14 protein-coding genes are annotated in these 15,889 nt (G+C 41.0%); 12 read left to right on the top strand and 2 right to left on the bottom strand.

Going from position 1 to position 15,889, the window contains the following annotated elements:
- Positions 1-17 precede the first annotated feature (17 nt).
- From gmk to IE199_RS15620, 12 genes are all read left to right on the top strand, one after another.
- A complete protein-coding gene (gmk, locus tag IE199_RS15675; RefSeq protein ID WP_189772401.1) occupies positions 18-647 on the top strand; it encodes a guanylate kinase in 630 nt (209 codons plus the stop codon).
- A 56-nt stretch (positions 648-703) separates the two neighbouring features.
- On the top strand, positions 704-982 hold the full coding sequence (rpoZ, locus tag IE199_RS15670; protein ID WP_189772399.1) for a DNA-directed RNA polymerase subunit omega: 279 nt from the start codon (positions 704-706) through the stop codon (positions 980-982).
- A 154-nt stretch (positions 983-1,136) separates the two neighbouring features.
- Positions 1,137-3,245, top strand: a complete 2,109-nt coding sequence (spoT, locus tag IE199_RS15665; RefSeq protein ID WP_189772397.1) for a bifunctional GTP diphosphokinase/guanosine-3',5'-bis pyrophosphate 3'-pyrophosphohydrolase — start codon at positions 1,137-1,139, stop codon at positions 3,243-3,245.
- Between the two features lie 14 nt (positions 3,246-3,259).
- Entirely contained in the window at positions 3,260-3,649 is a 390-nt protein-coding gene (gene ridA, locus IE199_RS15660; RefSeq protein WP_189772395.1) for a deaminase RidA, read from the top strand.
- 46 nt (positions 3,650-3,695) lie between these two features.
- On the top strand, positions 3,696-4,403 hold the full coding sequence (trmH, locus tag IE199_RS15655) for a tRNA (guanosine(18)-2'-O)-methyltransferase TrmH (RefSeq protein WP_189772393.1): 708 nt from the start codon (positions 3,696-3,698) through the stop codon (positions 4,401-4,403).
- A gap of 23 nt (positions 4,404-4,426) precedes the next feature.
- Positions 4,427-6,526, top strand: coding sequence for an ATP-dependent DNA helicase RecG (recG, locus tag IE199_RS15650; protein ID WP_189772391.1), 2,100 nt, complete (start codon positions 4,427-4,429; stop codon positions 6,524-6,526).
- The gene (locus IE199_RS15645; RefSeq protein ID WP_189772389.1) at positions 6,519-6,965 is read left to right on the top strand and encodes a GNAT family N-acetyltransferase; all 447 of its coding nucleotides are present in this window, start codon (positions 6,519-6,521) and stop codon (positions 6,963-6,965) included. Before recG ends, IE199_RS15645 begins: the two co-directional genes overlap by 8 nt.
- Positions 6,966-7,117: 152 nt before the next feature.
- Positions 7,118-8,206 (top strand): acyltransferase family protein, encoded by a 1,089-nt coding sequence (locus IE199_RS15640; RefSeq protein ID WP_189772387.1) that lies wholly within the window; start codon positions 7,118-7,120, stop codon positions 8,204-8,206.
- A 270-nt stretch (positions 8,207-8,476) separates the two neighbouring features.
- Complete coding sequence (gene ubiE / locus IE199_RS15635; protein WP_189772385.1) at positions 8,477-9,253, top strand: bifunctional demethylmenaquinone methyltransferase/2-methoxy-6-polyprenyl-1,4-benzoquinol methylase UbiE; 777 nt, start codon at positions 8,477-8,479, stop codon at positions 9,251-9,253.
- A gap of 18 nt (positions 9,254-9,271) precedes the next feature.
- Positions 9,272-9,895: a ubiquinone biosynthesis accessory factor UbiJ gene (locus tag IE199_RS15630; protein WP_189772383.1), complete on the top strand. Its 624-nt coding sequence runs from the start codon at positions 9,272-9,274 to the stop codon at positions 9,893-9,895.
- On the top strand, positions 9,892-11,457 hold the full coding sequence (ubiB, locus tag IE199_RS15625; protein ID WP_189772376.1) for a ubiquinone biosynthesis regulatory protein kinase UbiB: 1,566 nt from the start codon (positions 9,892-9,894) through the stop codon (positions 11,455-11,457). Before IE199_RS15630 ends, ubiB begins: the two co-directional genes overlap by 4 nt.
- Positions 11,458-11,730: 273 nt before the next feature.
- Positions 11,731-13,554, top strand: coding sequence for a metallophosphoesterase family protein (locus IE199_RS15620; protein ID WP_229854765.1), 1,824 nt, complete (start codon positions 11,731-11,733; stop codon positions 13,552-13,554).
- Between the two features lie 12 nt (positions 13,555-13,566).
- Here the strand turns inward: IE199_RS15620 and IE199_RS15615 are convergent, their stop codons facing one another.
- Positions 13,567-13,998, bottom strand: coding sequence for a GNAT family N-acetyltransferase (locus IE199_RS15615; RefSeq protein ID WP_189772366.1), 432 nt, complete (start codon positions 13,996-13,998; stop codon positions 13,567-13,569).
- 51 nt (positions 13,999-14,049) lie between these two features.
- Positions 14,050-15,783, bottom strand: coding sequence for a DUF885 domain-containing protein (locus tag IE199_RS15610; RefSeq protein WP_189772364.1), 1,734 nt, complete (start codon positions 15,781-15,783; stop codon positions 14,050-14,052).
- Positions 15,784-15,889 lie beyond the last annotated feature (106 nt).

Below are 15,889 nucleotides of genomic sequence, written 5' to 3'. Positions count from 1 at the left end.
TTCGACAGAGAAATTTTATGGCAACTTCAGGCAATTTGTTTATCTTGTCAGCGCCAAGCGGCGCGGGAAAATCTAGTCTTATTTCAGCTTTGTTAAAACAGCAAAGTGAGCGACCGATGCAAGTGTCAGTTTCTCATACGACGCGTTCACCCAGACCTGGTGAAGAAAACGGTAAGCACTATCATTTTGTTTCTGTTGATGAATTTAAACGACAAATAAACAATAACCACTTTTACGAGTGGGCAGAAGTATTTGGTAATTATTATGGCACCTCTGCCGTGGCAATTGACGAGCAATTAGAGAAGGGCATTGATGTTTTTCTTGATATTGACTGGCAAGGTGCTCAGCAAGTGAGAATGAAAAGACCAGATGTTACGACGATATTTATTAGCCCACCATCAAAAGCTGAGCTTGAGCAAAGGTTGCGTAGTCGAGGGCAAGATAGTGAAGAGGTTATTCAGGGACGTATGGCGCAAGCACGTTCTGAATGTTCACATTATCAAGAGTTTGATTACATCATAGTAAATGATGATTTTGAGCAAGCGTTGGCCGATCTTACAACAATCGTCAATAATCAGCGATTAAAACGCAGTCAACAAATGCAAAAACACCAACTTTTATTCGATCAGCTATTGGCTAACGATTAAGCATTTAGTAAAATGCCCCGCTATTTTATAAATTTTTACAAACTTGGAGTGATCAGATGGCTCGCGTAACAGTTGAAGATGCCGTTGAACAAATCGGTAATCGTTTTGACTTAATCCTTATTGCAACTCGTCGTGCACGTCAAATTGCAACTGGGGGTAAAGACCCTTTAGTAGAGCTAGAAAATGACAAACCAACGGTAGTTGCACTTCGCGAAATCGAAGAAGGTTTGATCACTAATGCAGTGATGGATGAGAACGAGCGTCAAGAAGCCGTTCAACAAGAATCTGCTGAACTAGCTGCAGTGGCTGCCATTGTTGGTGGTCATAACCAATAATCTACCTCGCTATACAGAGGAAAAAAACGCGTAATTGTCTTTGCATAATTACGCGTTTTTATTATTTATACCCATTGGCATCTCAGAATTTTAAACGTATTCTTGTATCAACCAACTCAGTCTTTATTTTTATTGTGTCTTAAGGAATTCTTGCGTGTATCTTTTTGAACCTCTTAAAGAGTATGTTTCTAGCTACCTGTCGAAAGTGCAAGTTGATTTGCTCAAACAAGCATATATTGTGGCTAGAGATGCGCATGAGGGACAAATGCGCTCAAGTGGTGAGCCTTATATCACCCATCCGGTGGCGGTGGCGCACAACTTGGCGAAAATGCATCTTGATCATGAAACCTTAATGGCTGCGTTGCTTCATGATGTGATTGAAGATACAACAACGACCAAAGAAGATTTGGCCGAGTTGTTTGGTACTACAGTGGCTGAACTTGTTGAAGGCGTGAGTAAACTCGACAAGTTAAAGTTTGATAACAAAGAAGAAATGCAAGCAGAAAACTTTCGTAAGATGGTGCTTGCCATGACCAAGGATATTCGTGTCATTCTGATCAAACTGGCAGATCGGGTACATAACATGCGCACACTCGATGCGCTACGCCCAGAAAAACGCCGTCGAATTGCTCGTGAAACTTTAGATATATATGCACCTATTGCCAATCGTTTAGGTATTCATGATATTAAAAACGAACTTGAGGTTCTAGGATTTGAGGCTCTGCATCCGATGCGTGCTCGTGCGTTAAAATCGGAAGTGAAAAAAGCCCGCGGTAATCGTAAAGAAATCATCAATAACATTCGTGAAGAAATTGCTCAGCGCTTAGAAGAGCACGGTATTAAGGCAGAAGTTATCGGCCGCGAAAAACATTTGTTTTCTATTTACCGCAAAATGAAAAACAAAGAGTTAATGTTCAACGAAGTGATGGACATTTATGCCTTTAGGGTGATTGTAGAAAATAAACTAGATGAGTGTTATCGAGCCTTAGGTGCGGTGCATAATCTGTTTAAACCGATTGAAAGTCGTTTTAAAGATTATATTGCGATCCCCAAAACTAACGGTTATCAGTCGTTACACACCTCATTAATTGGTCCACACGGTATTCCGGTCGAGATTCAAATACGAACCACGGATATGGATCAAATGGCGGATAAAGGGGTTGCCGCTCATTGGCTCTATAAACAAGGTACCGATGACGGTGGCACAACGGCGCAAATGAAAGCTCGTCGCTGGATGCAGAGTTTGTTGGAGTTACAACAAAGCGCGGGTAGTTCGTTTGAGTTTATTGAAAACGTCAAAACAGACTTATTCCCAGAAGAAATTTACGTATTTACCCCTGACGGCCGTATTATCGAATTGCCAATGGGAGCAACACCGGTTGATTTTGCTTATGCCGTACATACCGATGTAGGTAATTCTTGTGTTGGCGCAAAAGTTGACCGTAAGCCATTCCCGCTTAGCCAACCGATAGATTCTGGTCAAACGATAGAAATCGTGACCTCACCAGCTGCTCATCCAAACGCCACTTGGCTTAACTTTGTAGTGACGGCAAAAGCGCGATTACAAATACGTACTTATTTACGTTCACAAGAGAAAAACCATTCTCATGCCTTGGGTAAAAGGCTACTTAGCCACGCGCTGGGTAAAGTGAAACTGGAAGATATTGCTGAAGAAAAAATTCAACAAGTACTGCAAGAAACCAGCAATAAAACGCTTGATGACTTGTTAGTGAACATCGGCTTAGGTAATGCACTAAGTATTGGTATCGCTAGACGCTTAACCGATGAGTTTACTGACGACAGCGCACTAAATCAGCCAAGTAGTAAAACCAAAATGCCAATTAAAGGCACGGAAGGTATGTTAGTAAACTACGGTCGTTGCTGTCGTCCTATTCCTGGTGACAATATCGTTGCCTATTTAAGCCCAGGTAAAGGTTTAATGGTGCACCAAGCAGGTTGTCGCAACATTAAAGGTACACAAGAACAACACATTTTCCCGGTCAAATGGGACAGTGAAATTGATCGTGACTTTATCGCCAAGTTGCGCATTGAAATCGTTAACCATCAAGGTGCGTTAGCTAAACTAACCAATGTCGTAGCAAAATGTGACTCGAATGTTCATACCTTGAACTCGGGAGAGAAAGACACCGGTCTTTATGTGATAGACTTAGAGTTAACTTGCCGAAACCGAGTGCATTTAGCCGATATTATTCGTAAGATCAAAGTCATGGTTGACGTGCAAAAAGTCGTACGTAACAAATAAATTTAAGGAACGTTATGAAATCAATTATCAGAACAGATAGCGCACCAAGTGCAATCGGCACTTATAGCCAAGCGGTAAAAGTAAAAAATACTGTGTATTTATCAGGCCAAATTCCATTAGTGCCAGAAACAATGGAAGTGGTTTCTGACGATTTTGCTGAACAGGCACACCAAGTTTTTAAAAACCTAGCTGCGGTATGTGAAGCGGCAGGTGGTTCACTAAATGATATGGTTAAAGTGAACATCTTCTTAATGGATTTAGGTCAATTTGCTACCGTAAACGAAATTATGAGTGAATACTTTCACCAGCCTTACCCAGCACGTGCTGCGGTACAAGTAGCTCGTTTACCAAAAGATGTTGCCATTGAAATTGACGGTGTAATGGAATTACCAAACGTTGATTAATTCAACGTTAAAGCATTTGTATCAACCTAGTTAAAATAGTAGTGACATGACACCAGAAAGATTAGCTCGAATTAATGCCATGCTTGATCAAAGACAGCCGGATTTAACGGTATGTATGGAAGGCGTGCATAAAAACCATAACTTAGCCGCGGTAGTACGTACCGCAGATGCTATTGGGATCAGTGACGTACACGCGGTTTGGAAAAACGAAAGAATGCGTGTCTCTGGCGGCAGTGCCGCTGGCAGTCAAAACTGGGTTGATGTTCACAATTATTCGTCAACTGCAGACGCTATTGGCGTTTTAAAATCGCAAGGCATGCAAGTGTTGGTGACTAATCTGTCTGACACCGCCATTGACTTTCGCGAGGTGGATTACACCAAACCTACCGCGATTATTTTAGGCCAAGAAAAGTTTGGTGCCAGTGAAAAGGCCCTTGAACTAGCCGACCAAGATATCGTTATCCCTATGGTAGGCATGGTGCAATCACTAAATGTTTCTGTTGCTAACGCGGTAGTTTTATATGAAGCACAGCGCCAACGCAAAGCGGCTGGTATGTACGACAGACCTAGCATTTCAGAAGAGCGCCGTCAGCGTTTTCTATTTGAAGGTGGACATCCAATTTTTGCTAAAGCTTGTAAACGTAAAGGTTTGCCTTATCCAAAAATTGATGAAGATGGACAAATCGTAGCGCCAGACGAATGGTGGCAACAAATGCAAATGACGCAAGAAGCGTGGCAAGAAATCGATAACTAAAATAAAGGCTTCAAGGGTATTCAATGACGGCAACGGGAATTGGTTTAGGGAATCTAGCTCGCATTGCCGTTTCCTCGTTAAAAGGTGTAGGACCAAGCATGGCAGACAAACTTGCCAAAATTGGTCTGCACTCTATTCAAGATTTATTATTTCACTTACCTAATCGTTACGAAGATCGTACACGTGTGACGACCATACGCGATTGTATGCCTGGCATTTTTACCAATATCATTGGAGAAGTGACTCAAAACCAAGTAGTGCAGGGGCGTCGACGTATGTTGGTGGTCACTATCAATGATGGCACAGGTAATCTAAATCTGAGGTTTTTTAACTTCTCTGCGGCACAAAAAAATAATCTAGCTATTGGCGCTGAAATCCGTTGTTATGGTGAAATCACCCGTGGTGGACGAGGCCCTGAAATTATTCATCCTGAATATAAAAGGTTAGATAACGACACCGAATTAACGCCAGTAGAAGAAACCTTAACTCCTGTATATCCAACAACAGATGGCCTAAGGCAAATCACGCTTCGAAACCTGACCGAACAAGCATTAATGCGTCTGCAACGAGGTGACGTAGAAGAGTTATTACCGGCGGATTTTGTTAACGAGCCATATTCGCTCAAAGAGGCGTTGGCGTTTATTCATCGGCCTACACCCGATACTTCGGTTATTCAACTGGAAGAGGGTAAACACCCAGCCCAGTTAAGACTAATCAAAGAAGAATTGTTGGCGCATAATTTAAGCATGTTAAAGCTGCGTCAGTCAGTTGATAAACATGCCGCGTTGGCGTTGCAAGTTGATAAAACGCTAGAGCAAAAGTTTCTCGACTCTTTACCGTTTTCACCAACCAATGCACAAGCGCGAGTGGTAAAAGAAATTAGACAAGATCTAGCCAAACAACACCCGATGATGCGTTTAGTGCAAGGGGATGTTGGCTCAGGAAAAACGCTAGTAGCAGCATTGGCGGCCATAACTGCAATTGGTCAGGGTTACCAAGTGGCACTAATGGCACCGACAGAAATACTGGCAGAGCAGCATGCGATTAACTTTCAAAAGTGGTTTGAACCACTTGAAATCAGCGTTGGCTGGTTAGCCGGAAAAACTAAAGCAAAAGCAAGACGTCATGCTTTAGAGCATATAGCCAATGGCAACATGCAGATGATTGTTGGCACCCATGCGTTATTTCAAGATGATGTAGTCTTTGATCGGTTAACGCTGATCATTATTGATGAACAACATAGATTTGGTGTGCACCAGCGCTTATCACTGAGAGAAAAAGGTGCGTTTGACGGTAACTATCCACACCAATTGATCATGACGGCAACACCTATTCCGCGTACCTTAGCTATGACGGCTTATGCCGATCTCGATACCTCTGTCATTGATGAATTACCGCCGGGGCGCACACCCATTAAAACGGTGGCATTGCCTGATACTCGACGAGATGAAGTGATTGAACGCATTCGTCAGTCGTGTTTAACCGAAAATCGACAAGCCTATTGGGTATGTACCTTAATAGAAGAATCGGAAGTGTTGCAATGTCAGGCGGCGGAAGATACTGCACTGTATTTACGTGAACACTTGCCAGAGCTGAGTGTTGGCTTAGTGCATGGCCGAATGAAAGCACAAGAAAAACAAGAGGTGATGGACGCCTTTAAAGCGGGGGATTTACATCTATTAGTTGCCACTACCGTGATTGAAGTGGGCGTAGATGTACCAAATTCGAGCTTAATGGTGATAGAAAATCCAGAGCGTTTAGGGCTGGCTCAATTGCACCAGTTAAGAGGCCGTGTCGGTCGAGGCTCTGTGGCGTCACATTGTGTTTTAATGTACAAAACACCGCTTTCAAAAACAGCCACCAAGCGCCTAGGCGTATTACGCGAAAGTAATGACGGCTTTGTTATTGCACAAAAAGATTTGGAAATTCGAGGCCCTGGTGAATTACTGGGCACAAAACAAACTGGCCTAGCCGATCTTAAAATTGCTGATTTAGTGCGCGATGCTGACTTGATCCCTGAAATTCAACAACATGCTTATTTGCTGTGGCAAAAACATCCTCAACAAGCATTAAAAGTGATTGACCGTTGGCTTGGCAGTCGCGAGCATTATTCCAATGCATAATGGAGAGCTTCCACTAACGTTAATCAGTGCGTCTGATAGTGATCAACCATATTGCTGGCAGTTGTATCAAATGGCAATGAAACAGCATATTGAATCACTTTGGGGCTGGAATTATGATTGGCAGCGTAGTAATTTTGTTCAGCAATGGAAAGACACAGATTGCTATTTAATATTTTTGAATGGTCAACCTTGTGGTTACTTGCAATATTCCTTAATCGGTTACAAGTTGTATGTATGGATGTTAATACTTGAGGAAAATTATCGCTCCCAAGGTATTGGTGCCAAAGTGATTAACAGATTGCCAAAAAATAAATCTGCTACCCATATACAATTAAGAGTGTTTAAGTCAAATCAGCAGGCGAAAAAGTTTTATTTGGAACAACAGTTTATAGAAATTGGTCAAGAGAAAGATTTTTACCTTTTAGAACGAACCCTATAAACAACTTTGTATTTTGCAAGTCTCACCAATGTCCATTTTATGGCGACTTTAACCTCATCAAAAGCAAATTTCATAAAATTTAATAAGATAAAAACCAACATCTTAGGGTAAGTTACTTCTATTAAATCAAAAGAAGCATAGGATGTTGTTTTGTGACGTCAGATAAAAACCTCAGACAAACGCGTTTTTATGAAATCGATTTATATCGATTTATTTCTGCGCTTGGCGTAGTGATTTTTCATTATACCTACACTGCCTATATGGAAGGTTATGCACCGATCGCCGATTTTCCAATGATGCGTGAAGCTAGCCGATATTTTTATATGGGTATTAACTTTTTCTTTGTCATTTCAGGCTTTGTTATTTTAATGAGTGTTGCCGATGGCAGTGCAAAAAAGTTTATTGTTTCACGTTTTGTCAGGCTTTACCCTGCGTATTGGGCGGCGTTAATCGTGACAAGTATGGTGACCATCTTTTGGGGGGGGGAGACATTTTCAATAAGCTGGACTCAGTTTTGGGCTAATACCACTATGGTTAACGAAGCCTTTGATATTAAACCCGTCGATGGTGCTTACTGGACGTTATATATTGAATTGAAGTTCTATTTATTTATCCTTGCCCTACTGTGGCTTGGTTTAATGAAACATTTTCAGCATATTATGGCGCTGGTGTTAGTGGCGTCGACGGCAATGCTTTACACCGCTTGGGCTGAACAACAAAATATGTTTGTTTTAATGTTCCCCCATTGGAGTGGTTATTTTGCCGCAGGTTGTATTTTTTATCTGATCAGAAGAGACGGCCTAGACTGGTACCGTGGATTGTTAATGGCGTTATCTTATTTTTACATCATCAAGCAATCGACCTTGTTTGGCGAACTGATGAGCCAGTGGTTTGCCATTACCTTTGATAGTGTTGTTATTGCCATTATCAATACCGTATTTTTTGCACTATTTGTTTGCACCGCCGTGTTTAAAGAAAACCCACTTAGAAAGCGTTGGTGTTATTACTTTGGTATTTTAACTTACCCCATTTACCTGATTCACCAGCATATCGGCTTTATGGTGTTTAACCAATTTGGCACTAAGGACAATATTGTTTGGCTGGTAGTCGCCACTATAATCGTCATGGGGATACTGGCATACACACTACACAGCCAAGTAGAACTTAAACTAGGAAAGCGCTTATACCAGTGGTTAAAACAGAAGATTGTGCATAAGGATAATGAAGTTAGTGTAGCGTAATAGCTAGATTTAAATTCAAATGGGTTTGCTTTGGGTGCCCATTCGCATCCAAAGCATGATTTAGGCTGACACAGTTGGAGATGATAACGGTAACTAACTTGGTAAACCCTTCATTTAGTCTTAACAACATACCAATAAGAGTGAGAACTTGGTCATAATAGAAAACCAATACATGGACTGTGACATATTTTATTGATCTAGCCAGTTAATTAATCACGTAAACTACGGTAAACTATCGCCACTTCTAACTGGAGATAACAGTACACACTCATGAGCCAACCGCATCAACCTAACGATAACTCGTCTAACGATTCTACGCACTTTGGTTACCAAACGGTAAAAACGGAAGAAAAAGAATCAAAAGTTGCCGGCGTATTCCATTCTGTTGCGCAACAATACGATATTATGAATGACTTAATGTCGATGGGTATTCACCGTTTGTGGAAGCGATTTACCATTGATGCTAGTGGTGTAAGACCAGGTAACAAGGTACTTGATATTGCTGGTGGTACAGGTGATTTAACCGCGAAGTTTTCTAAATTAGTTGGCCGTGAAGGTAAAGTTATTTTGGCCGATATTAACAGTTCAATGTTAGATGTTGGCCGCACTAAGTTGCGTGATAAAGGTTTAGTGCAAAACATTGATTATGTGCAAGCCAATGCGGAATATTTACCGTTTGAAGATAACACCTTTGATATTGTGACTATTGCTTTTGGCTTACGTAATGTAACCAACAAGGAGCGCGCGCTTGCTTCAATGTACCGTGTATTAAAGCCTGGTGGCCGTTTATTGGTGTTGGAATTTTCAAAACCTGAACATGAGATTATCAACAAACTATACGATTTTTACTCGTTTAGTGTGCTGCCAAAAATGGGTGAATTGGTAGCAAAAGACGGTGATAGCTATAAGTATTTAGCTGAATCTATTCGTATGCATCCAGATCAAGAAACGCTTAAATCTATGATGGAAGAAGCGGGCTTTGAACACACAAGCTATAAAAACTTAACTGACGGTATTGTTGCGTTGCATAAGGGTTATAAGTTTTAACTAGTGAGCATGTCGTTTATGTATCAACAAATACTCTGTAGTTTAATTGAAAAAATTGCCAATGGTGTGGTCAACAAAGCCGAGATAGATCGTTCGGTATTGGCATCGTTAGAGCAAAAAACCTTGTCATTGGAACTGCGTGAATTAGGCTTTCCAATTTGTTGTAGTGTAAACGAGCAACGTTTTGTTATTACTGGCGTTGTAGAACGCAGCGATTGCACCATCTCCACTGATATTAAAAGTTTAAAATTGCTGCAAAAAGAGCAGCAACTGACCGAACTTATTCGCCAAGAACAACTGGATATTAAAGGCGATATTAAAGTGGCTCAGCAGTTTGCACAACTAGCTGAATCTTTTAACTTTGATTGGGGCAAAGAGTTATCTAACCATATCGGTGATGTACCTGCCTACAAGGTGGAACAGTTACAGATATGGCTAAAAAGTAAATTTTCCTTTGCACAACAGCAAATCAAAAGTGATGCGTCAGAGTGGTTGGTGCATGAAAAAAATTTGTTGGTGACACTACCTGAACTTGCTGTGTTTTCCGAGCAAGTACAGTCAGTAAAAGCAGATTTAGCCGATCTTGAACAACGTATTGCGACATTACTAGCAGATCATCAAGCTGATGAGGACATTAAGTGAGTAGCTTAAGACTCTTTACCATTGTATTAACTTTTTTCCGCTATGGCTTAGATGAGCTGATCCCAAGCCGTTTTTTACCTTGGTATGCGAGGTTAATTCGCTGGTCTTTTTTCTGGATCCCCAATAAACATAAAGACAAACCACTGGCATTACGTTTTCGTTTAGCGATTGAAGCGCTTGGACCAGTATTTATAAAGTTTGGTCAAATGTTGTCTACGCGTCGTGATTTGCTGCCAGAAGACTTCGCAAAAGAGCTGTCATTTTTGCAAGATCAAGTGCCAGCGTTTGACGGTGCAAAAGCACAAAAACTAGTTATTGATGCCATCGGGCAGGAATTATTTGATCAAGTTTTCTCAGACTTTGATTTAACGCCGTTGGCGTCAGCGTCTATTGCGCAAGTACATACGGCAACTATGTTGCATGATGGCGTTGAACAACAAGTCGTTATTAAGGTATTACGCCCTGATATCGACAAAGTCATTAAAGCCGATGTCAACATGATGGCAAAAATTGCCAAAGTGGTTTCTGCTTGGTTGCCTGACGGCCGACGCTTACGACCTACCGAAGTAGTTGAAGAATATAAAAAGACTATTCTCGATGAGCTAGATTTACTTAGAGAAGCGGCCAATGCTATTCAATTAAAACGCAATTTTAGCCAAGGTAGAGAAAACGACCATATTCTTTACGTGCCAGAAATTTACAGCCAGTACTGTCATAAAAACGTATTGGTGATGGAGCGCATCTATGGTGTGAGTGTTGGCGAAGTCGACAAGCTTAACGCACTTGGTGTGGATATGAAATTGCTTGCTGAACGTGGCTTAGATGTGTTTTTCACTCAAGTTTATCGCGACAGTTTTTTCCATGCTGATATGCATCCTGGCAACGTATTTGTTGATGTTACCAACCCAGATGATCCTACTTGGATAGCGATTGACTGCGGCATTGTAGGTACACTAAACCGCGAAGATAAACGTTATTTAGCGGAGAACTTCGTCGCCTTTTTCAATCGCGATTATCGCAAAGTAGCGCAGTTACATGTCGATTCGGGTTGGGTGCCGGCTCGCACTAATGTTGATGAATTTGAATTTGCTATTCGCACCGTTTGTGAACCTATTTTCAACAAACCATTGGCGGAAATTTCATTTGGTCATGTGTTGGTGAACTTGTTTAATACCGCACGTCGCTTCAATATGGAAGTACAACCGCAATTGGTACTGCTACAAAAAACGCTGTTATATGTTGAAGGCCTGGGGCGTCAGCTTTATCCACAATTAGATTTATGGCAAACCGCGAAACCTTTCCTAGAAAACTGGGTGAAGGAGCAAATGGGCGTGAAAGCGGTATTAAAAAAGGTTAAAGAAAACATTCCGTTTTGGAACGAAAAACTGCCAGAAATTCCAGATTTAGTTTATCAATATCTGCGCACAGGCAAAGACAGTCAGCAGCAACAAGTTCTGTTGTTAAAAGCGATGAAAACGGAGCAGCAAAAGTTTCATAAACGCCTTATTTTATCAGTGCTGGCGGTTGGGGTATTAATTGCTGCAGCCATTGTGATGACCTAAACTTCTCTTCCGCTTTTGGGCTTTTGTTACAAATTTATCCAGCCAAATTATTAGTGAATTTGGCTTAAAGATTGAAACCTAGAAATCCTTTTGTGTAGACTAATGAGCAAATGACAGCAAGCAAGCTGCTATTTGCTTATTTGATAATGTTAGGTGTTTATCATCTAGTAGGGCAAACAAAGGGTTAATACAATAATTACTACAACAAACCTACCTGAGGTAATTGCAGGTCCAATATTACGCCATGCTACAGCGGGTGAGCTCAATTTTTGGTTGGTTACCTCAACACCAGCTGCTTTGTCTTTTCAGCTTTTTCAAGACAACCAATTAATAGATGAACAGAAACTTGCCAAGCGTAGCCAGTTGCTGACTCAAGTAGGTCGTCATGCGTTTATCCATCAAATTACGATCACACTAACAGAAAACCTGACTCACGATCGGGTTTATCACTATGACTTTGTACTGCACGGTGAAGAAGGCCAACAGCAGCTCACGAGCTTACTTCCCGATATAGTTTATCCTGAGCAAGATAAACCTAATTTTGTTATCCGTAGCAGTGCTGACCGCTTACTGCATGGCTCATGTCGAAAGCCTCATCATAACAGTGACGATGGCTTGTTACGGGTTGATCAAGCAATTGCTGACACTTTAACGACACCAACTGATCGGCCTGCGTTATTAATGATGTCTGGTGATCAAGTGTATGTAGATGATGTCGCTGGGCCTTTTCTTCAGGCAATTCATCAAGTCATTAATCTGTTAGGTTTGTACGAAGAAAGCTGGCAAGGTGCTACGGTACACAACAGTGAATCTTTGTTTGATAGTGAACATTGTTATTATCATCGCGATAAATTGTTACCCCATACACCCGCCAATAAAGCGGTTTATGAGAAGTTATTTGCCGCGAGCAAAAAGCCAATTTTTACCTCTGTCAATGCAAAAAATCATCTGGTGACTTTAGCTGAATGTTTAGCGATGTATTTTCTGGTGTGGTCACCGCAGCTATGGTCTCGAATATCGTTTCATCCTTTGCCGTTAGAGAAAGTGGATCAACAACGATATGACCAAGAATTAGCTATCATCAATAAGTTTGTTGCCAGTTTGCCACAAGTGAGTAGGGCACTGGCGCATATTCCTACTTATATGATTTTTGATGATCACGATATTACCGATGATTGGAATTTAACACGTGGCTGGGAAGAAGCGGCGTATGGGCATCCATTTTCAAAACGCATTATTGGTAACGCACTTATCGCCTATTTGTTATGTCAGGCGTGGGGCAATGCTCCTGAAAAATTTAAACCGTTAGAACAAGATTTAGTACATCATTTTGCTCTAGGTTTTGTCGAATTAGATCAGCTCATTGATACCTTGCTTAATTGGCAAGATTGGCATTATAGCCTTGCAACATCGCCAAAAATTGTGGTGTTAGATACCCGTACTCAACGTTGGCGTTCGGAAAGTCGGGCATCAAAACCGTCCGGTTTAATGGATTGGGAAGCTCTTTCTGCTATGCAGCAAGAGCTTATTGGTGAGTCGAAAGTCATACTGGTTTCACCAGCGCCAATTTATGGCGTTAAGATGATTGAGGCGATTCAGCGTGTATTTACCTTTTTTGGTCAACCATTAATGGTTGATGCAGAAAACTGGATGGCGCATAAAGGCACGGCTAATGTGATGTTGAATGTATTTCGTCATGTTAAAACCCCGCCTGAGTTTATTATTTTGTCTGGCGATGTGCACTACTCGTTTGTCTATGACGTGACTCATCGCTTTATTCGCAATAAATCTAAAATTATTCAGGTTACTAACAGCGGTATCAAAAATGAATTCCCGGCAGGATTATTACGCTGTTTGGATAGGCTTAATCGTGTGCTCTATGGTCCTTATTCACCGCTAAACTGGTTTACTAAGCGCCGACAAATGAAAGTGAAAGTGCGTAAACCTTGGGCAAAAAAACAAGACACCTTGGTTAATCTTAGTGGTATTGGTGATATTCGATTGACCGACGACCAACATGTTGTTGATGTGACTATGTTAGGCGCCAATGGTCAGGATATAACTTTTGCGACCTCTAAAGATACAGAACACGATTAACTGGTGACTGTGTTAGGCCGCCAGTGTTCTCACCATGTAGTAAAATCGGTCATCTTCTTGGTATGTTTTAAAGTCATGTCGTTGATACAAGCTAAGTGCAGGGCTGATTTTAAACACCTTTAACTTAATTTCTTTGGCTTGAGATGCGTTAGCCAGTGCCACCGCCTGATCTAGTGCTTTAGCACCAAGCCCTTTATTTTGAAAGTCAGGATCAATTTGTATATCGCGCAGCCAGCAAGCTTGCTCGTCAAAAGACAAACGCATAACACCGATGACATTTGACGCATATACAATATCCCAATTCGTTAAATCTAAGGTTTGTTTAACTATGTCATCAAGCTGCCAGTTAACATCAAAACGATGATAATAGGGCTGCATATTGTTTAGGGTAAACGTCGCAGCATGTGCTAAGTTTTCTGTCGGTTTAAAATCTAATTCAATCATGTCGTTTATTGGCACCCAGCGTTAACTAAGTGCCCTGTATCAAGTTATTTTTTATTGTTGCGTTTCAATCCAATCTAAGGTCAATTCTTCCAACAAAGCCATAGGTAAACTACCATTTTTTAACATATGATCGTGGAATTTTCTGATATTAAATTTTTCGCCTAACCTTTTTTCTGCTGTAGCGCGCAGTTGGCGGATTTTAATTTCACCGATTTTGTACGACAACGCTTGTGCAGGCCAGCTGATATAGCGGTCAATTTGGCCAATAACATCAGCCATGCTTAATGCGGTATTTTCAGCTAAATAGTCTATCGCTTGTTGTCTACTCCAACCTTTAGCATGCATACCGGTATCAACAACGAGTCGACATGCTCGCCATGCTTCATAGGTTAATCTGCCAAAGTCACTGATAGGGTCTTGATAAAAGCCCATTTCCTTACCTAAACGCTCTGAATATAGACCCCAGCCTTCACCATATGCTGCATGGTAAAGTGTTTTACGAAACTCTGCCATATCAACTTCTTGAGCGATGGCGCTTTGAAAGTGATGGCCGGGCTCTGCTTCATGAAAGGTTAATGCCTCTAATGTGTATAGCGGCTGACTTTTTAAATCTTGAGTATCAATGAAATAAGTACCTGAAGTTGTGCCACTACCGTCTGATGCCACATAGTAAGCACCGCCATTTGGCGCTGGTTTTATATCAAATGTTTGCCTTGGCAATACAGAGAACCATTTGGGTAACTGGGCTGCCATTTTACGAGTAATAAAACTGGCTTTTTCCAGTAAGTCTTGTTCAGTATCGGTATAAAACTTTTCATCGGTTCTTAAGTACTCAATAAACTCCTTAAAGCTACCTTTAAAACCTACTTGCTTAATAATGGCCTGCATTTCACCTTTGATGCGTTTTACTTCATCCAACCCAAGTTGATGAATTTCATCGGCCGTCATATCTGTGGTGGTGTAGAACTCAATCAGGTATTGATAGTACTCCTTACCTTTAGCTAGCTCACTGATGCCCACTTTAGTGCGGCAATTCGTCATATACTGTTGAGTAAAGAACTGATAAAACTTTTTGTATTCAGGGACTATTGTATCGGTAATGAGTTTTTGTGTTTGTTGATCAAAATACTGTTTATCTTGTGCCTTTAAATTGGCAGGGAAGTTGGCGATAGGGCCATAAAATACGCTGTCTTTGGCATTATCAACGATATGTTTGCTGATGGATTTATCGTAGTTTTTAAATGTTTCACAATAGTGCACATGCCCTTTAGCAATGGCCTCTTGCAATACCTCGATATGTTCTTGGTTATAACGAGGGAAGTCTTTTAAGCTGATCAAATAATTTTGATAATCTGTCTTAGTTAAAAACGACATATTGGCTGGTGCACCAGCAAAATAGCTATGGAAACCAGCGTAGTAGTTCATTGGATAATAATGATCTAAATGTTGATAGCTCTTTGCTTCCGTTTCTCGCTCATATTTAAATAACCGATAGGTGACTTGTTGCTCAGGCGACAATTGATTAACGTCGATGTCTGCTAGCCGAGATAACAACTCTTGGTTGTAGTTTTCTCTGCGCTTACGGCCTTGCTCAGACATATCTGGTAGTTTGCCATTCATACGAAAAGCATCGGGATCTTTGCGGAAAAAAATCTGTTCTTGATTAGCTACTTTCCAATGTTCATCAAGTAATTGCGAAAACTTGTTCTCGTCGTTAGCACTCACCGCCGCACTGGCTAATGTGGCAAGTAGTGTCACTATTTTTAGGTTATTCTGAGCAGACATGGATGCTACCTATGTTATTTTTTTAAGACGACTCTTAGTCTAGAAGCTAATGGGTGTCATTGTCTATGGATATTCATTGATACCATTCACATCAAAATTTGACCGT

Origin of the sequence: Thalassotalea marina (assembly GCF_014656435.1) — a bacterium.
Taxonomy (GTDB): Bacteria; Pseudomonadota; Gammaproteobacteria; order Enterobacterales; family Alteromonadaceae; genus Thalassotalea_C; species Thalassotalea_C marina.
Note: the sequence above shows the minus strand (reverse complement) of the source record. Positions and strands in the feature narration are given on the sequence as shown.

Coding starts and splice junctions, on each gene's coding strand:
- gmk (WP_189772401.1), top strand. CDS start 18: ATGGCAACTTCAGGCAATTTGTTTATCTTGTCAGCGCCAAGCGGCGCG.
- rpoZ (WP_189772399.1), top strand. CDS start 704: ATGGCTCGCGTAACAGTTGAAGATGCCGTTGAACAAATCGGTAATCGT.
- ridA (WP_189772395.1), top strand. CDS start 3,260: ATGAAATCAATTATCAGAACAGATAGCGCACCAAGTGCAATCGGCACT.
- trmH (WP_189772393.1), top strand. CDS start 3,696: ATGACACCAGAAAGATTAGCTCGAATTAATGCCATGCTTGATCAAAGA.
- recG (WP_189772391.1), top strand. CDS start 4,427: ATGACGGCAACGGGAATTGGTTTAGGGAATCTAGCTCGCATTGCCGTT.
- IE199_RS15645 (WP_189772389.1), top strand. CDS start 6,519: ATGCATAATGGAGAGCTTCCACTAACGTTAATCAGTGCGTCTGATAGT.
- ubiE (WP_189772385.1), top strand. CDS start 8,477: ATGAGCCAACCGCATCAACCTAACGATAACTCGTCTAACGATTCTACG.
- IE199_RS15630 (WP_189772383.1), top strand. CDS start 9,272: ATGTATCAACAAATACTCTGTAGTTTAATTGAAAAAATTGCCAATGGT.
- IE199_RS15615 (WP_189772366.1), bottom strand. CDS start 13,998: ATGATTGAATTAGATTTTAAACCGACAGAAAACTTAGCACATGCTGCG.
- IE199_RS15610 (WP_189772364.1), bottom strand. CDS start 15,783: ATGTCTGCTCAGAATAACCTAAAAATAGTGACACTACTTGCCACATTA.